Source organism: Roseburia sp. MSJ-14 (assembly GCF_018918225.1).
Lineage (GTDB): Bacteria > Bacillota > Clostridia > Lachnospirales > Lachnospiraceae > Petralouisia.
Window position 1 is genome coordinate 35,470 of record NZ_JAHLQD010000023.1, and the last position, 21,821, is coordinate 57,290.

Annotated in this window: 23 protein-coding genes; all 23 read right to left on the reverse strand. The window is 37.0% G+C overall.

Annotation, left to right across the window (positions count from 1 at the left end; translation table 11 throughout):
- Positions 1–159: 159 nt before the first annotated feature.
- The gene (locus tag KQI83_RS09265; protein WP_216556914.1) at positions 160–1,482 is read right to left on the reverse strand and encodes a replication-associated recombination protein A; all 1,323 of its coding nucleotides are present in this window, start codon (positions 1,480–1,482) and stop codon (positions 160–162) included.
- Positions 1,483–1,516: 34 nt separating this feature from the next.
- Positions 1,517–2,284 (reverse strand): polysaccharide deacetylase family protein, encoded by a 768-nt coding sequence (locus KQI83_RS09270; protein ID WP_253295569.1) that lies wholly within the window; start codon positions 2,282–2,284, stop codon positions 1,517–1,519.
- 73 nt (positions 2,285–2,357) lie between these two features.
- Positions 2,358–3,260, reverse strand: a complete 903-nt coding sequence (locus tag KQI83_RS09275; protein WP_216556916.1) for a hypothetical protein — start codon at positions 3,258–3,260, stop codon at positions 2,358–2,360.
- Complete coding sequence (locus tag KQI83_RS09280) at positions 3,257–3,631, reverse strand: GntR family transcriptional regulator (RefSeq protein ID WP_216556918.1); 375 nt, start codon at positions 3,629–3,631, stop codon at positions 3,257–3,259. The genes KQI83_RS09275 and KQI83_RS09280 overlap by 4 nt, the downstream gene beginning before the upstream one ends.
- Positions 3,632–3,785: 154 nt before the next feature.
- Positions 3,786–4,202 carry a YjdF family protein gene (locus tag KQI83_RS09285; RefSeq protein ID WP_216556920.1) on the reverse strand — a complete coding sequence of 139 codons (417 nt, stop codon included), beginning with the start codon at positions 4,200–4,202 and terminating at the stop codon, positions 3,786–3,788.
- 379 nt (positions 4,203–4,581) lie between these two features.
- Entirely contained in the window at positions 4,582–4,857 is a 276-nt protein-coding gene (locus KQI83_RS16760) for a hypothetical protein (RefSeq protein ID WP_253295570.1), read from the reverse strand.
- Between the two features lie 128 nt (positions 4,858–4,985).
- The gene (locus KQI83_RS09295) at positions 4,986–5,369 is read right to left on the reverse strand and encodes a hypothetical protein (protein ID WP_216556922.1); all 384 of its coding nucleotides are present in this window, start codon (positions 5,367–5,369) and stop codon (positions 4,986–4,988) included.
- Positions 5,370–5,448: 79 nt separating this feature from the next.
- On the reverse strand, positions 5,449–5,943 hold the full coding sequence (locus KQI83_RS09300; protein WP_253295571.1) for an L-2-amino-thiazoline-4-carboxylic acid hydrolase: 495 nt from the start codon (positions 5,941–5,943) through the stop codon (positions 5,449–5,451).
- Positions 5,944–5,972: 29 nt separating this feature from the next.
- The gene (locus tag KQI83_RS09305; protein ID WP_253295572.1) at positions 5,973–6,644 is read right to left on the reverse strand and encodes a cytidylate kinase-like family protein; all 672 of its coding nucleotides are present in this window, start codon (positions 6,642–6,644) and stop codon (positions 5,973–5,975) included.
- 442 nt (positions 6,645–7,086) lie between these two features.
- Entirely contained in the window at positions 7,087–7,776 is a 690-nt protein-coding gene (locus KQI83_RS09310; RefSeq protein ID WP_216556924.1) for a dihydrofolate reductase family protein, read from the reverse strand.
- A 68-nt stretch (positions 7,777–7,844) separates the two neighbouring features.
- On the reverse strand, positions 7,845–8,054 hold the full coding sequence (gene dmpI / locus KQI83_RS09315; RefSeq protein WP_216554013.1) for a 4-oxalocrotonate tautomerase DmpI: 210 nt from the start codon (positions 8,052–8,054) through the stop codon (positions 7,845–7,847).
- Positions 8,055–8,107: 53 nt separating this feature from the next.
- Positions 8,108–8,281: a helix-turn-helix domain-containing protein gene (locus tag KQI83_RS09320; RefSeq protein WP_442969782.1), complete on the reverse strand. Its 174-nt coding sequence runs from the start codon at positions 8,279–8,281 to the stop codon at positions 8,108–8,110.
- Between the two features lie 21 nt (positions 8,282–8,302).
- Positions 8,303–8,878: a type 1 glutamine amidotransferase family protein gene (locus KQI83_RS09325; RefSeq protein WP_216556927.1), complete on the reverse strand. Its 576-nt coding sequence runs from the start codon at positions 8,876–8,878 to the stop codon at positions 8,303–8,305.
- 57 nt (positions 8,879–8,935) lie between these two features.
- A complete protein-coding gene (locus KQI83_RS09330) occupies positions 8,936–9,877 on the reverse strand; it encodes a helix-turn-helix transcriptional regulator (protein WP_216556930.1) in 942 nt (313 codons plus the stop codon).
- 233 nt (positions 9,878–10,110) lie between these two features.
- On the reverse strand, positions 10,111–10,593 hold the full coding sequence (locus tag KQI83_RS09335) for a GNAT family N-acetyltransferase (RefSeq protein WP_216556933.1): 483 nt from the start codon (positions 10,591–10,593) through the stop codon (positions 10,111–10,113).
- 119 nt (positions 10,594–10,712) lie between these two features.
- Positions 10,713–10,907, reverse strand: coding sequence for a hypothetical protein (locus KQI83_RS09340; RefSeq protein ID WP_216556937.1), 195 nt, complete (start codon positions 10,905–10,907; stop codon positions 10,713–10,715).
- A 112-nt stretch (positions 10,908–11,019) separates the two neighbouring features.
- Positions 11,020–12,087: a hypothetical protein gene (locus KQI83_RS09345; RefSeq protein ID WP_216556940.1), complete on the reverse strand. Its 1,068-nt coding sequence runs from the start codon at positions 12,085–12,087 to the stop codon at positions 11,020–11,022.
- Complete coding sequence (locus KQI83_RS09350; protein ID WP_216556943.1) at positions 12,084–12,806, reverse strand: hypothetical protein; 723 nt, start codon at positions 12,804–12,806, stop codon at positions 12,084–12,086. The genes KQI83_RS09345 and KQI83_RS09350 overlap by 4 nt, the downstream gene beginning before the upstream one ends.
- A 14-nt stretch (positions 12,807–12,820) precedes the next feature.
- A complete protein-coding gene (locus KQI83_RS09355; protein ID WP_216556946.1) occupies positions 12,821–13,600 on the reverse strand; it encodes a hypothetical protein in 780 nt (259 codons plus the stop codon).
- Entirely contained in the window at positions 13,597–14,145 is a 549-nt protein-coding gene (locus KQI83_RS09360; protein WP_216556949.1) for a hypothetical protein, read from the reverse strand. Before KQI83_RS09360 ends, KQI83_RS09355 begins: the two co-directional genes overlap by 4 nt.
- Before the next feature lie 13 nt (positions 14,146–14,158).
- Positions 14,159–15,124 carry a DUF5979 domain-containing protein gene (locus KQI83_RS09365; RefSeq protein ID WP_216556952.1) on the reverse strand — a complete coding sequence of 322 codons (966 nt, stop codon included), beginning with the start codon at positions 15,122–15,124 and terminating at the stop codon, positions 14,159–14,161.
- A 33-nt stretch (positions 15,125–15,157) separates the two neighbouring features.
- On the reverse strand, positions 15,158–16,618 hold the full coding sequence (locus KQI83_RS09370; RefSeq protein ID WP_216556955.1) for an isopeptide-forming domain-containing fimbrial protein: 1,461 nt from the start codon (positions 16,616–16,618) through the stop codon (positions 15,158–15,160).
- Positions 16,619–16,675: 57 nt separating this feature from the next.
- A complete protein-coding gene (locus KQI83_RS09375) occupies positions 16,676–21,514 on the reverse strand; it encodes an isopeptide-forming domain-containing fimbrial protein (RefSeq protein WP_216556959.1) in 4,839 nt (1,612 codons plus the stop codon).
- Between the last annotated feature and the right edge of the window lie 307 nt (positions 21,515–21,821).

Here is a 21,821-nt window from a genome sequence, read left to right on the forward strand (position 1 = left end):
TTTCAAATCCTCCTAAAACTTCCTTATATTTCATGTCTTTCTTTTTCTGCAACTTTTTATATTATGCACTATTTATGTATAATTTGTAAAGCAATTTCTTTCACAAATTTACATTTGTTCGTGTAGTGCGGACTATGCAAATTTACCAAAAAACGCTTTTTAAGCATTTTCTTTTAAAAATGTCAGATGATTTTTGATTGTTTTTTCATATCCGTTTTCAGTAGGTTTATAAAATTGACAATCTGTTAATCCATCCGGCAAATATTGCTGTTTTACATAGTGATTTGGATAATCATGGGCATACAAATACCCGTCTCCGTGACCTAATTTTTGTGCTCCTTTGTAATGAGCATCTTGCAAATGTACCGGAATTGGAGCCGTCTTTGTATTTCTTACGGTATCCATGGCATCAAACACCGCCATGCAGGAGGCGTTACTCTTTGGTGCAGATGCCACATAGGTAACTGCCTGTGCTAAAATAATCTGTGCTTCCGGCATTCCTACCCTCTCTACCGCCTGAGCTGCACTGACTGCTACCGTCAATGCATTTGGATCTGCATTTCCCACATCTTCCGATGCACATATCATAATTCTTCTGGCAATGAACTTAATATCTTCTCCTGCATATAACATACGCGCCAGATAGTATACTGCTGCATCCGGGTCTGAGCCACGCATACTTTTAATAAATGCAGAAATAGTATCATAATGGTTGTCCCCTGTTTTATCATAACGAAGTACACGTTTCTGAATACATTCTTCTGCTACCTCTAAGGTAATGTGAATTTTTCCATCCTCTCCCCTTGGAGTAGTAAGAACTCCCAATTCAATGGCAGTAAGTGCCGCTCTGGCATCTCCGTTTGACACATCTGCCAAAAATTCCAGTGCATCCTCTTCTAATACGGCATCATAAGAGCCCATTCCTTTTTCCCTGTCTGTTACCGCACGCACCAGAATGTTTTTGATATCTTCTTTTGTCAAAGGCTTTAATTCAAAAACAACAGACCTTGACAACAACGCTCCGTTTACTTCAAAATAAGGGTTTTCCGTAGTTGCTCCGATTAAAATAATGGTTCCGTCTTCTACAAATGGAAGAAGATAGTCCTGTTGCCCTTTGTTAAAGCGATGAATTTCATCAATAAACAAAATGGTTTTTTTTCCATACATTCCCTGATTATTTTTCGCCTGTTCTACTACCTCTTCCATATCTTTTTTCCCGGCAGAAGTGGCGTTTATCTGAGTAAACTCTGCACTGGTGGTATTGGCAATTACTTTTGCTAATGTCGTCTTTCCGGTTCCGGGTGGTCCATAAAAAATAACAGAACTCAACTTATCTGCCTTAATGGCACGATACAAGAGCTTATCCTTCCCTATAATATGCTGCTGTCCTACTACTTCCTCTAATTTTACTGGACGCAATCGACTGGCAAGTGGAGACTCTTTTTCTTTATTCTGTTCTCTCATATAATCAAATAAATCCATATTTTCTCACTTCCTAAAATACTTTTTTCTTTCATTATTCTAAAATCAATTTATCAACTGTAACAAATTCATACCCTTCCTTTTGTAACAGGTCAATGACTTCTGTTACAGCATCTACGGTACTTTCATAGCTGTCATGCATTAAAATAATATCACCTTCTTCTACATTCGTCACTACTTTCTTAATGATTTTATCCTTATTTTTACTGGACCAATCTAAGGTATCTACGTCCCATAAAACCTCTATCATATTCACTTCACAGTCCAGATGTTCTTTCCAATCTCCAAAAGGCGGACGCAAATATTCCGGATATTCTCCGGTTATACTATAAATCAACTCATTGGTTCGATTTACCTGCGTACACGCCTGTACACTGGATAACTTGCTAAGTTGCTCATGCTTATATGAGTGATTCCCTATCAAATGTCCTTCTTCGCTCATACGCTTTACAATTTCCGGATACTTTTCCACCTGTTCTCCTAAAAGAAAAAAGGTGGCTTTTACTCCTTTTTCTTTTAATACATCTAACATCTGTGGCGTATACACCGGATGGGGTCCATCATCAAAGGTCAGTGCTACCTTTTTCTTTTCTTTTTCCATATCTTCTCCTTCTTCCTCCTCTTTCGTTTCTTCTGCCTTTTCCTTATTATCTTCCTGATATATTTTACGAAAATTTTCCGTTTCCATGGTTGTCTTTTCTGTTTTTTTATAGGAAAATCCTACCAGAATCAGCATTATACAAATGATATCCAGACACAACCACTTTTCCCATACTTTTTTCTTTTTGCCTTTATTTTTCATATAATAATATCCAACCCTTCATAGATTATCATTACTAACTCTAATATATGAAAGGCTGGATGTCCTATATTAATTACTTATTTAACTTTTCGTAAATTTCTTTGGTCTGCTCACCCGATTCATCTCCCAGCAGATACCAGGTACCATCTTTTGTTTCTATCATTAAAAATGGATTTTCTTCCGGATTCAGACACACTTTAAATCTTCTATCCAGTTCTCTGCTAAACCACTTTCCCTTGTACAAATTATCCAGAGAAGTACCACTGCTTCTTGACATGGACGGTAATGTCTCCAATAAGGTAACAGAGGAAATGTCCTCTTCTTCAATCTGATATTCCTGTTTCCACTGGGAAGCATTCAGTTCTCCGTTTTTATATTCCAGCTTTATAGGAACAAATTCATCTAATGCGCAAAGCACTACCGCCCCTATAGAAATAACAACTGTAAGTCCAATTACAATTACATTAAATACTACGGCTCCCGGTTTTGCCATATTTACGGTCGTTCCGGTTCCTAACTTATTGTTTACCCAGAAACGATTATCGTTTTTATTATAGTAAAAGATTCCCCATATCCAGTTTTCATCATCTTCTGCCAATAAATTTTGTGGTGTCTCATTATTTTTAGCTTGATATTGTGCCTTATACAATCGCATCTTTTTATTCGCTTTAACATATGGAATATACATACAGATAATCATGGCAAACAGCCAGATAAGCCAGAGCATTATCACAATAGAAATATACTTAATGGGATACATTACTATCTGCGTTACCAAGAAAAACACGGTCCAGTATTTTAATTGTTTTTTATAGGTTCTGATTACCTCTTGTACTCCTTCTTCCTTCATTGCATCCTGCCATAAAGTAATTCCAAATAAGGAATGATTCCGTTCCTTTCCCATTCCTTTTAGTACAAAATACATAATCAGCAATACCGGCAATCCACTGACACCTAATATAATTGTGGTTATCATAACTTTTCCCTCCTGTATAACTTTTGACATAAAGTTAATAATTCTTCCTCTTTTACTCCTGCAATTTTAGCTTCTGCAATTATTAATCGAAAAGATTCCTTTAATTCTTCTGATATTCCATTTTCCATTTTCTTTTGAGAACATACCATTGCACCATTTCTCCTATCTGTAATGATATATCCCTCTTGCTTTAGTAGCTGGTATGCTTTATTTACCGTCATCGTATTGATTCCTGTCTCTTGTGCAAGCGCACGCACAGTTGGAAGTCTATCGCCATCCTTAAATATTTCATCTGCGATTGCCTGTACAATTTGATCACGCACTTGTTGGTAAATCGGAACGCTACTTGCAAAATCCAATTTCATAATCATTGTATCACGCCTTTTGTATTATTTGTATTATAGATTGTAATACTAATAATACATAGAGTCAATACCTATATACAAATATAAAAACACATAGATATTTTTTTATAACACGCATCTATAATTCATCAACAGCCTTTAATTATATAGCAAAGAGGCATTATCTGCCCCGATGCTTCTCTTTTCGTTTCTGTTGTTTTAGTTCAAATTGTCGCTGTTTTTCGGCATCCCGTTTTTCACGGCTAACCGTTTTTCGTATCAATTTGTTTTCTTCCCGTTGTAGTTGCAAAGCCTGCTGTGACTTCGTCCCTGTCCCGGAAACAGTAGATTGTTTTCGCAATTCCCTCTGTATCCGTTTCGGATTCGTTGCCTCCTTTTTTACAACCACATCAACAGACGGACTAAACCTAAGCCGACTATAATTTTTTAGTGCAAACTCCCAAATTTCATAATCCTTTGGTTCTGCTCCAAATGTAACTTTGCATACAGATAACTTTCCGCCCTCTATACGCTCAAATACACCAACCCAAAATGGATTTTCAAAATAAACCGTCAGCTTTCCTAAATTAATGTCCATAACGAAACCCTCCTGATAATTTAATATTTACAGGAATGGACAACCCGGAGGGGAAGGTTACTTACCTGAGTTTTGCGACTCAGACGGCTGGGCTACCTACCAGCTCTAGCACATAAAAAATGTACAGTGCGTTTTTATCCTGCATTTATATAAAGTGCATTTTTGCACAATATATCAACTGTATTCAGTTCTTAAAATTAGAAGTTATCACTCTTTAAAGCTTATACTCATACCATTCATCGTCAATTTTTTCAAACCCAACCGATTGAAACATAAATTGACTCTGTCCATTAAAAGAATAAATATTTGCTCTTACCCTATCCATTCCTTTCTCCCTTGCAAGTTTTAGTATATCTAAAACGCACCGTCTTCCAATGTGTCAATTCTGGTATTCTTTACAAACTACAATAGCGATTTCAGCGTTATCTCTTAGGGAAACATCCCCAACTAATACCCCCTTATATTCTATATAGTAGCAATCACCATGTGCATTAAGGTAATCATACATATTATGTAAGAGTTCCAAATCATATGGTTCATCTCTATTATCCACCTGCTTACATACATCCAAATCCTGATACCATGGAAACGATGCCTCGTCATTCCTATAATAAGAAATCAGTTTAATTTCCTCGTCAATAACTCGTTCTGTCATTTTCATTATCTCCTCAAATTTCGATTATTTTAAACTCTTTCTAACTTATACTTCTCGACCATTCCAGCACTAATACTACACATTTTTAGTAATCAACAGAATTTCCAAATAAACATAACATTCTGTTATTAATTTTCAATTCTATTCTTATACTCACTCTTTATACTCAGAAAATACAACCCTATAAACCAACAAAGAAATGAAAGGAAATACACTATTCCTTGATATTTTTCATTCATCATTGTTACCGCTGAATCAGGCAAAAGTGTTAATGCTATAACTATTAAAATTATAGCTAAAACATTAAGGTATTTTGACAACTTATCATAAATATATTTTTCAAAATTCTCATATCTGAAACACTTTAAAAATATAATTCCAAAAACAATAATTCCCACCAGCATTATCCAATCTTTTTGATATCTTAACAAAAAGTATGAAACTAATACACCTGCTAATAGTAAAGCAACAGCTCCAATCACCAACCTTATTTTACAATTTGTTTCTTTCATAGTAATTCTCTCCTTTATTATTAAAAATTTAACCCTAAAAATAATTCAACATCTTCATCTTAACTTTGAAAACCGACAGTTATCTCTCCATTTTAATCTTTGTAACATGAAAATTGCAACAATCATCTCCCTGTGCCAAAGTTTTTGTACGATGTAATTGCCCACCATCATTTCTATAATTTCTCTCATCCATATTACATAAACATGGGACAAATTCAAAGCAATTTTCCCTTTTGCCAAGTTTACTAATACTACATTCCGTATATGTATTATAGAATTCATCTATTCCTTTTTCATAATGAAATTTCCAGTCAGGTTCAAACTTCGATGTCTGACTTGCTATGCTTTCCTTCACTTTTTTATCCTGCACTTTATCCGTAAATAAAGTACATTTTTTATTTTTGTGTGCCTTTATCATAAATGGTGAATCAAAAACCGCTGTTACCATCTCATTCACAATATCAGGATTAATCTTGTCCGGTTCTGCTTTATGTAAAGAAAAAACAAATGCTGGTTTAAAACATAACAATTCTACTGCTTTTGCATAAATTCCATATTTTAGCATCTTTATCATCTATTCTTTCAAATTTCAATTAAGAAGCCTCATAAAACAGTATAACACAAAATAAAATTGATATGTTGAACTGATTGAAATGTTTTCGATTTTTGTAACTGATGATTGATTGAATGATACGGAGATAAGATACGATGAAAACGATATTTGCAGAATACAACCTGAGGGCAGAATAACCATTCAAAGATTATTCTGCCCTTTACTCTTATAGTTTTGTACAATCTATTATAATTTGTTCTGCGTCTTTTATCTGTATCATTTATCATTTTCACAGAATCTGCTTCCGTAACATTATATAGCTTACATATGCGTTGCGTTTTTTGTGGCATATCCCCATGTATAAAAACATTCAGCACATCATCTCTATCCTTTAAGATAAAGTCTGCATTTCTTCCTATAATCACACAATCTTCTTTTTCTGCAATTTCCAAAATCACTTTTCTCTGTGCTTCATACACCATATCTTCCACCGATTTTCCTGTAATATCACGTCCTGAAAAAGCATATGCAAACAAGCCTTTCTTGGGTGATAATTCTGCATTTGCCTGAATATACTCCGGTGATAACCCCGACTTTTCTGCAATCTGACCTATAATATCTTTGTCATAATAGGCAATTCCAAGCTTCTTTGCCACTTCCTCTCCAATAAAGCGACCACCACTTCCAAACTCTCTGCTGATTGTAATGATTCTTTTTGCCATTGCCAATTCCTCCTTATTTTTAGTAAAAATGCGCAAAAAAAGAAGATATGCACTTCTGTGTCATATCTTCTCAAATATCGTTTCCTCTTGCGCAAAGTTTATTTTACCAAATTACAAATATTAAATGCAAAAGGTATTTTTTACAATATTTTATATAGTATGTATAGTGATTTTTACTATAACTTCTGCATATATCTCGGATTTTCCTATATTATTTTTTATTTTCATGCCTCATATTATATGCCGTTCGATGTTCTACTGCTCTTTGCGATGCTTTCATCTTTTTTTCTTTCGCTGCAATTCGTCTGTTTTCAATGCCACGCAATGTAATTTCATACTGATGGTATAACTTTTCCCTTTCAGTTGTATAAACAACAAGAGAAGCTAAAAGGCAGCCTTCACAGCTGCCCTTCCTTTCATCTTATTATAGTAAAAAAATATTTTAACTTTCAATATATTTAACTTCATATCGCAATCTGAGATATGAGTTTTTCAAAGTCACACATTCTTGCAATTTCAACACACCTAATTGTGATAATTCACTTTCTGACACTAGAGATTTTCCATCAATTAAGGTAGATGTATCTTTTCCACCAATTAAAACAGGTGCAACAACAATATCAATATAATCTATCAGCTTTTCACGAAGAAATAGTCCATTTAATGTACCGCCGGTCTGTATCGTTATTCTCTCACAACCATATTCTGATTTGAGTTTTGTAAAAACATCCCTCAGCGATAATTTATTTTGATATATAATATGGAGATTGTCCTCTTCTATCTTAAATGCCGGATGGTTTTCATTAGATGTAACTAACACAAATTGTTTCGATAATGCACAAAAATAACGTATGCCATTTTCATTCAGATGTTTATTATCAATTACAGCAAAGGAAACAGGCGTTTTATTTGGCATATCCTTCGTATTAACACCGATTTTTGCCTGCACCCTGCCAGAATTAAGTGACCATAAATCTGTTGTCTGCTCTATTTCATAATATTGATGCAATCCTTCTTTCACTCCTGCAATTTTAGGAAAGTCTTTATCTACATCTAAATTATCAGACGCACCCGTGCTTATTTTTCCATCAACAGACATTAACATAAATAACGTTGTAATAGGTCTATCCATTTTTTCCTCCAAGTTTCGCTTTATCTAATTCCAAAAACTGAAATTTCTCTAGTTCTAAAAATTGGGGGTTATTTGTGTGTCTGCATATATTCAGCTTTAACTTTATCAATCGTTTTACCACCAATACCAAAATTTTTATCAGGTAATTCTTTTATTGTGGTTGCAAAAAATTCTTGTGGTACATTCATAATTTCAGAGGATACTTCTGTTAATCTTTTGATTAACTGTTCCTTTTGTGCATCTGTTAATACTCCACTTTCAATTGTTATGTATGGCATTTTACTTCTCCTTTCAAATCCCGATTTCTCAGTCTAATTATACACTATTTGTATTAGCGGTCAAGGCGGAATTTCAACAGACTTTCTATCAGCCGTTGGACGATATGCTCCTGCATATCCGTATTGAACTGTCCGTCCATTTTCGCACAAGAACGGATATACCCGGCATAATGGGATAGGACGGAGGCAACGGCTTCTGGGTCGCCCTCTTGATTACTGAACAGCAAAGACAGGCTCGGCTGGGTTTGCTACATAGGATAAAAGCCGGATTTGTTTAGCTGATACCATTCCAAACGTGCTTGCTCCGATTTTACATCTAACAGCTCCATTATTTTTTTGGCAAACTCTAATGTTGCGGAACCATTGGCTGTAATGATATTGCTGTCGCAAACAGCTTGTACTTCTAAAAAGTTATCATCCCCTTTGTAATGAGGTGCTTGCGCTTTCATAAATTCAAGGGTATTTCCAGAGTGTTTTATTTTGTCCAGATAGCCATTTTCTGCCATGAAATTTACTGCATTACAAATTGCGCCAACGGGAATATGCTTGCTGATAGCGTAATCGACAACCGGCAATATGCCATTATTTTTTTGCTCTATCCATGCTGTCCCGCCTGTTAGAATTAACAGGCTAAAATCGCTTGGATAATCATTGATAGCATAATCGGGAATTACATGAAAACCACCCATAGACACTTTCGCTTTTTTATCAAAGCTAATTGTTTTTACAGTATAGCCCGTACCTGGCGCATTGAGTTCGGCGCAGATATATGCTGGCTCCCAATCTGCAAAACCATCAAAAATAAACACTAACACTTCTTTCATAATCTGTTACCACCTTTCCGCAAACAGTATACAATACAAAAGGTGACAACTTATGTGTCACCTTTCATACAAATGATTGATACTTTTTAGTCGGCTTTTTATGTCTGCATATAACTCTGGCGGAGAAATAACTCTAACTTTATCCAGCAATTCAAATACTAAGTTGCTTGCAACAGACAAATTAGGTGTATAAAAGCATATACGGGCGGTATTACACGCTTTGTTGACTTCTCGAAAAAAGGATGCGTCAATTCTTTGTGTTAATGCAAATTCATTTTGTATATCATATTCCAGCACAATTTCAATAAATCCATCTATCGGGTGTGCTGAAAAAAGAGTTGTCGTATAGTCACTTTCAAATTGAATACTTTTTACTTCTCGTGGTGCAAATTTTTCTTGGGAAATTGTCTGTGAAATGATACGCCTAAGTTTGAACAGACGAAAATCCTTTCTTTCACGACAAAACGCGTATAAATACCAGTCTGATTGTTTGAAAATCAGTTTGTATGGTTCTACCGTCCGTTTACATCTTGAGTTTTGTGAAACATATTCCATAACGACACAGCAATTATCCTGGATAGCTTTATGGAGTATAACTGCCTTTTCGTGTATGATACTGTCCGAAAACCATGAGGATAAGTTTATAACATACTCGCTTTGAGAAAAAACATACTCACTATTTTCTGGGACAAGTTTTGCAATCAAGCTATTGACTGCATTATCACTATCAATGCTTTTTAATCCGTTCAATGCTGTAAATATTTTCTGTGTATCGTCCGTTGACAATATCTTTTTATCTATTTTGTAGCCTTCTATAACCGAAACACCTCCGCCGACACCCGGATATGAAACAATCGGTATTCCAGCACAATTCAAAGTATCTAAATCACGGAAAATCGTTCTTTTAGACACTTCAAATTTATCTGCTAATTCTTGGACGGTTATTTTATCAACCTCGGCAAGAACACAAAGTAAACCTATCAGACGTTGTATTCTCATAATGACTTACCTTTCGCGTTTTCTTCATATCTTAATTGTATCATGTCAAAAAGAATTTTTCCATGTCCTTTCCGACGTTCATTCAGCTTGTAATTTGGAATTGTTATATTCCTTTGGCAAAGGCTACATTATTTCCGTGTTCATGGAAACTATGTTTCTTGTAGAACGAATAAATAGGCACATCTTTTTCTATTAATAAAAATATTGTCTTGATATCATTTTTCATAATCATGTTATATTTCCAATCGAAAAAGCAATCGTCCATCTTCCAACTCTCCCCAGCAATTTACTGGTAGCTCGTCTGTTTGATGAAAACCACAGTCAGAATGTAATTTTATCGATGTGACATTACTCTTTCCAATAATACATTCTAGCTTTTTTGCATTGATTTTCTTAAAATAATCAATCGTATGAAGAAGAAGCATTTTCCCATAACCTTTATTTCTTTGGGTTGGCATAGTTTCAACTGCCTCAATAAACCAGATTCCTGTTTCTGACTCAATCGCCCGAAGTCCGCTCATCCATTGTCCTTCTACGGTTTCAACTAAAACTACCTGCTTCTGATTGGCTATAAAATCTTTCAGGAAAGCGGCATACGCTTCCTTCATTTCAGCATGACTGTTAAATTCCTCTGTCATATCTTCCATTGATTCCGCATATAAAAGAAACATTTTATCTATCACTTTTGTATCTACATTTTTAATTTGTTCTAACATTGTAATTCTCCATCTCAAAATAACTTAAAATTATACTATCACATAACACATGATACCTCAACATAAATGGACTGTTTAAACCGGTTGAAATGCTTTTACTGTTTATAGGGCAATTTCTATTAAGACCACTTTAGAGACTTATGTGAATGAAAGAACTGTTGTGGAAAATTATAAATATCATCATCCTTGCCTTTTTCATGGACGGAAACACCGTATAAATCTATACTGGTAAATCCGCCTGATAAAGATACAGACTCATTTTTCTCTGTTGCTTCCTGTAGGATATTCTTAGCAAGTTCGTATGGATTTTTCATAATCAAATCTCCTGTTTCAAGTATATCTATCCAAACAGTATCATATCATAACAAGTCAGTCAAGGATTCAAAATTATTTTACAAATATCCCTCTAATAGCACAAACACCCAACTATTCTTTTTCTCCACTATCTTTTTTTCCCTTACCTCTTTTTCGTCTTACTATTCCATAAGCCAATGCTCCGCCTCCGCCGGCTGTTACTGCGCCAATGCCAAGATATATCGGTATATTTTTCGTCTCTTTTTTCCCAGATGTTTCTTCTTTCTCGGATATTTTTTCTTTTTCCGCTGTCTCTTCTTCATCTAAATTTATAATATCTTTAACTTTTTCACCTTCTTTGGCATTATCCTGTTTCATTTCTCTTTCATTCTCTTCTTCCCCTCCCGGTATTCCTTCTACTTCATTTTCCGTTTCACCGTCTTGTGTGATTTTTCGCTCATCCTCTGCCGGTACCCCTCCTGCTTGGTTTTGTGCCGCTGCATTTCTTTGATTCATCCTTTGGTTTTCACTTTGAGCAATGCCATATGATTCTTCCCTTATGGGAGTTTCATTGGAATTTTCCTGATATACAAAAGTAAACACATTTTCCGCTTCATTCTTACGCAATGTTCGGGTTAAGTTATATGCCTGAGGCTGATAGTTTTCAATATAGCGAAATGCTACTACCGGTTGTTCCCCTACGATTCCGTAAAACTTCTGACTTTCTGCCAGTACTTTTCCTTGTGTATCCTGATAGTTTACTATATAAGAAACCATATCTCCCTTAATTCCATAAGCAACAACATACGACTGATCTTCTTTTACCGGAAATGCAGAGGCTCCTACTGTACCATTATCCCGTCCGCTTTCTCGCACTCCTTTTGCATAATAAGGAGAATCCTGCTTTAATTTTACCGCAGTAGATGCATTCACTGACACTACATCCCCGTACTGCAATCCGGTAATACAAAGTTTTGTTCCTTCTTGTTCAAATGTATTTATCTGATATTTGGAACCGGTTAGATGGTTATCCACGGTAATTCCCGTTTCTTCGGAAAGAATCCCCTGATTTCCTGCATACAAGGTCACAGTATAGGTATAACTTTTTTCACTTTCCTTCGCAAATACACCTTGCCCAAGCATGCAAATAAGTGTGCCGCCAATCACAATGGGCTGCCACACATATCTTTTTCTTTTCATTTCTCCACCTCCTGCCTCCGCTTTTTGCTAATTGCTATAACTCCGCAAATACTTCCCGCTACTAACGCTGCTACAGAAAAGACGAAAACACTTGTTTTATCTCCTGTCTTTACTAATTTATGTAAAACTGTAGTTGTTTTACCGGAAGCATTGACAGGCTCTACCGCAAAGTTCATTTGCAATTTTGCCAAGGTGTCCTGATACTGATTTCCCTGTGTTTCTCCTTCCAGGGTTACTGACAAAAGAATGGTTCCCCGGGCGTTAGGTTCTAATTCGTCTAAGAAAAAGAAGTCTTTCAAAGCATGGGTTGCCTGATGTAATCCTTTTCCGGCTTCATTTACCACTTCTCCACCAATGGCTTTGCTATTATATAACTGATTGCTGCTTCCATCCGGTTTTACATAAGTCAATACATACGCATATGCACCGCCCTCTGCCAAGGTCTGTGAATCCTCCAGACTTTGCAAAACATCATTTGCCATATACCAACTGGTTATTTCTTTATTATTATTTTTAAGAGACATATAAAACTTAGCGGTATCTCCCGGCTGAAGCTGCTGAATAACGTCATTAATTTCTTCGCTTTTAAAATTACTCTCCATCTGTTTTCCGTCAAACGTAACCTTCCAGTCAGCCCCTCCGGAAAATTCTTCCGCATGTACCCCCATTGTCATGGATAACATCCACACACTTATTAAAAAACTTACTTTTTTTCTCATGCTCATTTTCCTCCCTATGGTACAAGACTTAATGTTCCGTCATCTGCAATATTCACATCAATTCCCCAGGCACTTTTAATGGCATCTTTGGCATTGTGTGTCTGTACTGCATCCACTTCTGCTTCTACCAAAAATGAAACATCATCATAGAGAAACGTAGTAGTTACTGTGGTATACGCTCCCTCTGTTGTTGTTTCTTTTTTTACTTTAGATGCAATTTTTTCACTGATTTTAAGCGAATCCAAAAATTCCGGTGTTGTTTTTCCTACTGGCAAAATCTGTGGCCAATATAAAACCGTACGTTCTTCTGTTGACGCAGCTTCATCTACTAACCATCCGTTTTGTGTCATGTGAAGTTCAATTAACGTGGGTGCTAATGTTGTCTCCTTGGTTCCATCTTTTTTCACCCAGCTTTTCACAAGGGTTACTCTGACATATTCATCTATTTTTCCGCTATTTTTTACAGAAAGCTTTTCTACATAATTTCTTCCAAGCAATAACTTTCCATCCGTTTCCTGCAACATATCCTGCAAAAGCTCTTGACTGGTTTCCTCCCATATTCCACTACTTCCGGTATAATCTCTATTACAAATATTCTTACTTCCGCTTGCAGACTTTTCTACAAGACTCACTCCGATATCCGGAACTTCCATTTGTGCAGTATAATGCTCACTATAATACGTCAATGCTGCCTTAGCACTTCCGACTCCTCCCGATATGAGCAATATACCTGCCACTAAAAAGAGAACAACTGTGGACTTTTTTCCTGAAAACATCTGTTTTAATTTTTTCATTCTCCACCTTCCTCCTCACGCACAATTGTTCCGATATCTGTTTTGGTATCTATCTTCTTATTCCAATCCGCATAAGGTGTTCCGTCTTCTGTATACAGTACCGGTGTACATTCCTGAACCACTACCACATTGAAACTATCCTTCCATTCCTGTGGTACTTTCATTGTTACCACCAATTCCTGTGTTTCTGCTCCTACCGGAACAATTTCTTTATAATACCAATATCCATCCTCTTTTTCATTCCAATATGCCTGATTTGCTTCATCCATTGCAGAAACATAACTTACTTCTATGTCTTTACTGAAAAACACTTTTACACGCACATAGCAATCTTCTTCTCCGGTATTGATTAGTTGAATATGCTTTTTCATATCCTCTACATCTTCCTTGATGGTTATCTTAGAACCCAGAATAATGGGGTAGCCACCTGCTGTGGCTACATAAGTGGTAAAATATGCCATAACTCCCTGAATCTGTGTTATTTCCACCGCGATTAGCAGTCCCACAGCAAGCCAGACTATTTTTTGTTTCCATAATTTTTTCACTGTTTCAGCTCCCTTACTCTTGTGTTGACCACTGCCAGCCTTCATTCTCATCGTATTCAAAATGGTTGGTTACGCCATATCCGGGAATCAGCTCGTCATTGTATGTATTGCTAAAATCTGCTGTTACTATCTCATCTGCACTTATGACTACTGTTTTTTCTGCCTCGGTTTCTAAATGATAACTTGCTCCGCTGTATACCTCAGTTACAGTTACTATGGTTCCTGCGGGTATATGCTCTACTAAAATTTCTTTTTGCCCTGCCGCTGTATGGGTAGTGGAAAACACATTACTGTAAACGCTGTTTCCCTGCTTATCTACGCCCTCTACCTGAAATACAAAGGTGACTTTTTCCAGTGCCGTATTATAGGAAGTAAGGTTCTTACAGATTTTGAAACTTCCATACCTTGGACTTCGTTCCGGTTTTAAATCACTTTCTACCTGATAGTTCCATTTATCATCCGATAAAACTTCTGACTGTTCATACAGATTTTGCGGTAATGGCACTAAATACGGTTGAAATTGATACTCATATAATTCCGTAGTTTTTGCTTCCGGTATCACCAGATACAACCCGGTTTCTAAATCTGTAATTGTCCCTCTTCCATTTGTAATCTCAATTCTGGCATCCTCTGCTTTTCCTTCTGCCAGTTCCATGGATTTATCCGTCAGTTTCTCCCACTCTTCCTGCTTCATTACTCTGTCCTTCACGGTAAGGGATTCAAATGCAGATGTTGGCGTATAAGTTCCGTCTGCTGCAACATCTGCCACTTTGTATATCCTGGCTTCCAGTTGTAATCTGGAAAGTTCTTCCCCATAGGTTCCTGAATCTGCTACCTTAAGGGTGAGAGAACACGGTCTTGAAATATCTATTTTATTTGCGGCATATAACATGGAAACATTGATTTTTCCTATCCAAAGTCCTAAAATCAGTGTAAAACCTATGATTCCATATGCTGCCTTTCCTTTCACTTTTCTCATTTCTTTCCTCCCCAAATTTTCCTGTATTTTCCTTTATTCTGCCTTCATTCCACGTTTTCTTACTACTATAAGAGTTGCTGCTCCAAACATCAGCACACCTCCAAGGGTATAGAAAATCTTCGTACCAATACCACCGGTAGACGGCAGCTCTGTACCACTTACGTTTACTACATCCGTGCTTGCTGTTCCTTTTGCTAAATTAATAGTAAATACTGCATCTTCCCCATCTGAAATAATATTTCCGTCTTCATCTCGAATCACTAATTTCGTAAGTTTTGGATTATCGGCATTGGTATCATACTCTGCTTCTAGGGAAAAAATCGTATCATCTGCCTTGTTGTAACCATCCGGTACTGTTGTTTCCACTAACTTATATAAACCTGCATCCTGACCGCTAAAATTAAAGGTTGTAACCCCGAAAATTTCTTCTCCTACCGCCTGGTAAGTCTGCAATTTATCATCATATTTATAAAGTGTAAAGCCCGCTCCTTCCAGTGCGTTGCCTTCCTTATCTACCTTATTTACCTCTAATTCATAGGTAAATACAACTACCTTATCTTCCGGTGTTTCTCCGGTTCCATCTCCATAAGGATTGTTGCTGTACTCCAATTTTGCTTTATTTGGATTTCCTTCTGCACCAATAATTGCATTGCTGTTTAAAATTGCACTATAAGCTACCGTAATTTTACTTCCTGCCTTTACACTACTGATTTCCTTTAAATCTGTAAAACGTACTTCAAAAGTATCGCCATCTGTTAATCCGTCTGTTACTACCTGGTATCCACTGTCTATCACAATTCCGTCAACACTCACCTTTACACTATCTTTTTGAAAAGTAAGTCCCTCTGACATGGTATCGTGGAATGCATAATAGTATGTATTATAGTTGTCGTAATTTTTTTCCACTGTACCGGTCAACTGAAATGGTACTTCATCCCCAATGTCATAATCTGCTCCATCCTGCCAGTCACTTTCTGCTCCGGTTGAATCGTTCTTTTCTTTTACCTTCTTTTCTAACTCCGGTTTATCTTCCTTAGTCGTCACTTCCACATCTTCTTTTCCCGCTGTATCTAACATTACTAAGGAATAAGTATCCTGCGCATCCCCTGTCTGTTTTTCTACAATGAGATAATAGCCCTGTTCCATATTTTCAAACTTATCGGTATCTGTCACTGCTTCCGGTGCAACATCCTTTATTTCTGTATACACTGCATCTGCAAACGTACGGGTTTCTTCTGCTGTCAGTTCTGAAATATAATTTACAATGTCTCTTTCTTCTGTTTTTCCTGTCACCTTTTGAAGTGCATCCAGATATTTATCATTTAACGTATATGCATATTTTCCTTCTCCGCCATCTGTAACATTCAATAACTTATACGCTGCATACTGTGAGCCATTTGCTCCACCCTTAATCGTAATGTTTGCTGCAAACGTTGTCATTCCCATTGCAAGCACCATAACCATGCTTGCCAATACTGCCAATATCTTCTTCATATTTTTACTATTCTCCTTTTCATTCTTTTACCAATTTCCTTTCTATACACCGGAAGGTCAATTACACCTCCTTCCCCGCCTGCGGCGCAATCTATATCCCTGCATGAGACACGCAGTTCCCATGAAACTAATTCCTCCCAGTGTATATATAGTTGTTCCCGTTCCTCCCGTTTCCGGGATTTCCGGTTGATAGGTATCTACTTCATTTCTAGCTAAAATGGTAATATCTTTGCTGTCATAATAAACAAAGGAATATTTCTCTTTTCCTGCACTTCCCTTTTCACCAATACCGATAAGCTGATAGCCCTCCGGCATCTTATCTGTTACTTCGGTAACAACATATTCCCTGCCATTTTCTAACACCACTTTATTTCCGTTTTTATCTTTCAAATCGGACACCAGAATATATCCACCCTGGCATACTTGAAATTCACAAATAATTTCTTCTGATGCGGCATCCTTTTGAGACAAGGTAAAGGTAAATACTTTGCTTTCATCATAGTTTTGTACCTCGCCCCCAGCATCCACCACTTCTTTTTGAATCATTGGGATTTTCGGCATCTTCACCCCTACCTTTGGTGGTTCTGACTTCATAGGCTTGGTATGATTGCCGGAATAATATTGATATCCAAAACTGTTCCATGCAATGGCTCCCGGTTTTGCATCCGGTCCTAATTTACCGTCATACTGTACAACTAACGTCTGCTCATTCAAAAGCTTGAAGTTTTTCGGCAATGTTACCCGGAATGAGCGGTCTCCTTCCTGCCATATTTCATGCCACTCCTTTTCCTCTACACCATCAAAATCCTTCTGTGTAAACCGAACCTTAGGAGAAAATTCTACCTGATATCCTTCTATCGAAACCTTTTGACCATTCTCTAGTACATAGACTTCTAAGTTATCTGCAAAGGCTATGGAAAATTCACTGCCTCTTACATCATTTTGATTGATAACTCCTGTATCGTTATTGCCCGGCGTTACATCAATCAATACCAATCTACCAAATTCATTCTCACTTACATTTCGAATATTGTTTTTGTAAGTAACGTATTCTGTTCCCATTCCTACTGAAATATAATTTTTTTCCTGAGTTCCGCGAGCTGTATTGGTTTCTTTTCCTTTTTCTGCTACACTTTTCCATGAAACAGATGCATAATCTCCCAATGCGTTCACTTCATCGGAAGAGGTTACACCGATATAGTTTCCTTCATTATCTTTTTTCAGCTCTCCATGCTTTACCTTATTTGCCGCAAAAGCTGTGTCTGGCAAGATTGTTGCTGTATTCTTATATACTTTATAGTTTTCCACTGTATTATTGGTATATAGCGTTAGTTTTGCACAACCTCCCGGTGGAATTGCATACTTTTCCCCAGAAAATCGAAACTTATAATTGCTTTGGTTGGAATCTTCCGTTACAGTACTCCACACCTGTTTTGACAAATCAAATTCCTGCTGTTTTTGTCCGTCGTAGGAATATATCTCCAACTTATATGGCTCAGTGATTTGCTTTTTCTCTGCTTCTTTTTCCGTGATTAGATGAAAACTGGTAGTAACACTGTCTTCCACATCATAATCTGCTAAATCTACGGTTCCGTCATTATATAAATCAATTTCCCATTTTACTGTAGCATTGGGCTGAATATTGGACGTTTCATCTAATGGCATTTCTTCTGTTTTTCCCGGAATAATATAAGAAACTGCCTTTTTATTAATCCCCGGAACAATTACATTCTCTGGAAGAATGGCTACCGTAGAAGAAATTGTTCTTTTTCCATCCGTTACTCCCTCATCCATGGAATTTCCATTATTTTGGTTATAATCGTACGGTGTATTTCGTGTCTTAATTTCCTCATATTTCAGATAACTTACTTTCTCGTCTACCATAAGCTGCGCAGTATTTACAATCGGTCTTTCTGCCTTTGCCTGTTCATTTACCTCACAAAGCATAAGAAATGTCAGTGCCTTTCCGCTTTCCAGTTCATAGCCGCCCTCTGCCTGATTGAACGTAAATTCTACCTGATTCTCTTTTTCTTTATAATCAGAGTTTATTTTTACTCCCGATACCAACTTATTCGCTTCATAGGTATTCAGACATCCATAAGCATTTGACACAATCTCCTGTGTAAATGCCCCCCGCTTTTGCCAAAAGTTCCAAGAAACACTGTCAATTCCTATATAAGTAAGCTCTTTGGGCAATACATCCTTCAAGGTACTCAAATGAATAGCATCACTTCCGGTATTGATGACTGTCATATTATAAATCACCAGATTTTTCTCATTTTCCTCTTCTAAGTCCAGAGAAAACTGTTCTTTATCATACCAGTTCTGCCACAGGACACTTTCATTTTTCACCTTCTCTTTTTTGATTGCCCACACACTTTTTTGTACATCAGCAGAAGTTCTCGGTTCTGCCGTTTCTCCACCATACACGGTTACGGATTTTCTAATGTTATCTATGCGCGCCCTGTTGGTAAAACCATACTGTCCGCCCTCACTTTTTTGTTTTTCCGTTAATGTAATTTGTGCTCGGTATTTTATGGTAATCTCTTCCCCGGCACTCATTTTCCCTATGTTCCAGACTAATACGATACCATTCCAGCTTTTTCTTACTTCTGCCCTTCTTCCATCGATAACCGAAGTAAAAGTGGACGCTTCTTCACTTATATTTCCCTGCCAAAAATCTTCCCATGAAATTTCTGTATCTACAATCATTGTCCCTACCTTTTGATGTTGTATTAAGGTACAGTCTACTGGTAACATTCCTATGGGCAGGGAATCCGTTAATTGTAAATTTTCTTTTTGACTTGGATGTTCTGCATCATTTTTAAGAGATATTTTATAGTCAAATATCGTTTTATCCGGATAGATAACATTGGTATCCTGCTCCACCGTCTTTTCTAAATCAATAGGCGGATCTACCTTCACAACATCATAATCTTCTTTTTCTGAAGATGTTGTTACCTTATTTACGATTTGCATCTTTCCATCCAGCTGATCTACATCCACCTTACATACATAAGTAAGCACTATTTCTTCATGCGCATGCACAATTCCTACATTCCAGCACAAGGTTTGCCCATCAATCTGAAATTCCACTTCATGCTTATTTTTTTCTTCTCCTATTCCATAGTGCAAAATATAAGTTCCGCTTTGGGTAATATTCTGATTGATTCCTATGGTAGCCGATTCAAATATCAGACCTTTTGGCAACGTATCTGTTATTACTTCATCCATAACCGCATTCAAATCCGTATCATTGGATACTCGGATGATATAGGTAATCTTTTCTCCATTGGAAACTTTACCGTCTCCATCTTCGTCTTTACTGGTCTTTTCTACCTGCACTTCTGCTTTTTCATACAAAAGATTGACTTCGTTGGAATATTTTTTCTTATACTGCGCCACATTTTTAATCAAAGAACCATTGGAAAGTCCTCTCATCACTTCATCCGTTGCTTCTTTTACTGTGGTTTGAAAACTTATGTGTCGCTCCATGCCGGATGTTATATCTTCTCTGCTTGGTATCCAGTATATGGTATTTGTTTCTTCATTATATGTTACATCCTCGGGAAGTTCGGCAATTTGCTCCCGGGTGAGATACAGATACACGGGAAGTTCATCGGTAACCTGATAAAATGCTCCATTTTCATCCAATACCTTAATTGCACACTTTCCGTTATTTTCTACAGATAATGTATAAGTTACTGTATCTCCCGCCTGCACCGCTTTTTTATCAGCTTCTTTTTTTATAATTATTTCTTCCTTTTCTCCTACCAGAACCGTAACAGCAGAATCTGCCGAGCCTTTTACATCATAAGGCTTATAAGGCACCGGTTGTATTGCCACCTGATTTTCTATGGCACTATCCTTGGCATAATTTTCCGCTACCACCAGCAAATTTGCATTTAACTTCATTTCCAGCGCCAGATGATCCTGTTCTCTTGTTGGCACTCCGTCTTTTTTATATGTATTTGGCACTTTTACCTGAAAATTTACCTTTTTTCCCTCGAGTGTAATGGCAGTAATCTCACTATCCTGCTGCAATTTGGAGAAATAGCAGATGGTATTTCCATTGGCATCTACAATAGCTGTGTTACTCTCATTCACCCTTGCTCCTTCCGGAAATGCTACATCCTCCGGCAACTGCAATGTATCTGTTACTGTGATATAATCTGTCCAAATTTCACCAAACTTTTCATTGTTCAGACTATTTGCGGTAATGGTATAGGTCAACTCACCTGCCAGTTGATTCTCACTGTTGACTAAAATCTTATTTTTATCTACTCCATTTACCTTCTTATCTACCGGCTCCCATTCATTTTTTCCATGCCAGGTCAGTGTCAGTGGTTCACTGAAGTAATCATTGTCTCCAATAGGGGAATCCAGACCCTGAATTTTTTCTTTATCAATTTCTAACGTTACACATTCTCCATCTGCTCCGATTCCATTGCTGGAATTAAACTGTATTTCAAATTCTACCGTTGCACCTGCCGGTTGTTCAAACTCCACATACAGTTCTCCCTCTTCTTCTACCAACTGCAAAACAATATCATGTTCTTTCTTTTCTTCATCCTGCCAGATTACTTTCTTTTGTCCATTTTCAAATCCCGCAACCGAAATTTCTTCCGGCAGTTTTCCTATCTTTAGCCCGACTTTTACATTCTCTTTGGGATTATTCGCCTTGGAATATCTGGAAACTACTTTTGCATATAAGGTTTCTCCTGTTTGCGCTACACTTCCGTTTCTTCCTTCGGTAAGTTCTACTGCAAGTCTTTCGTTAATGGTTCCACCGCTTGCAATTACCGTTCCCAGTGATATGCCCGTTCCTAATACGGCTTCTACCATTAGGATTGCGCATATAGCTACTATTACGAATGTCCTTCTTTTCTTTTTCAAGCCCCATATCACCCTTCCACTATTGAAAATCATACTCATATCATTTATGTAAATTTTTACTTTCTATCTAAGTGTATGCAGGATATGGCAAATATATTCCTAATCTTTCTATTTGCTTTCCCGGCTTCTTATGCTAAACTATACATGTTCGTTTTAGGAGGAAATGAATTTTGAAAAGTTTAGAAACTTTAGCGCTATGCACCAGCGGCCCTCTTATGTCCGTTGGTTCACGAGGTGCCAGGTGGTCGAAAATTCAGCGGATGCCTGGACGCAGATACGGCTGTGAAGTATGGTAACAAATATGATG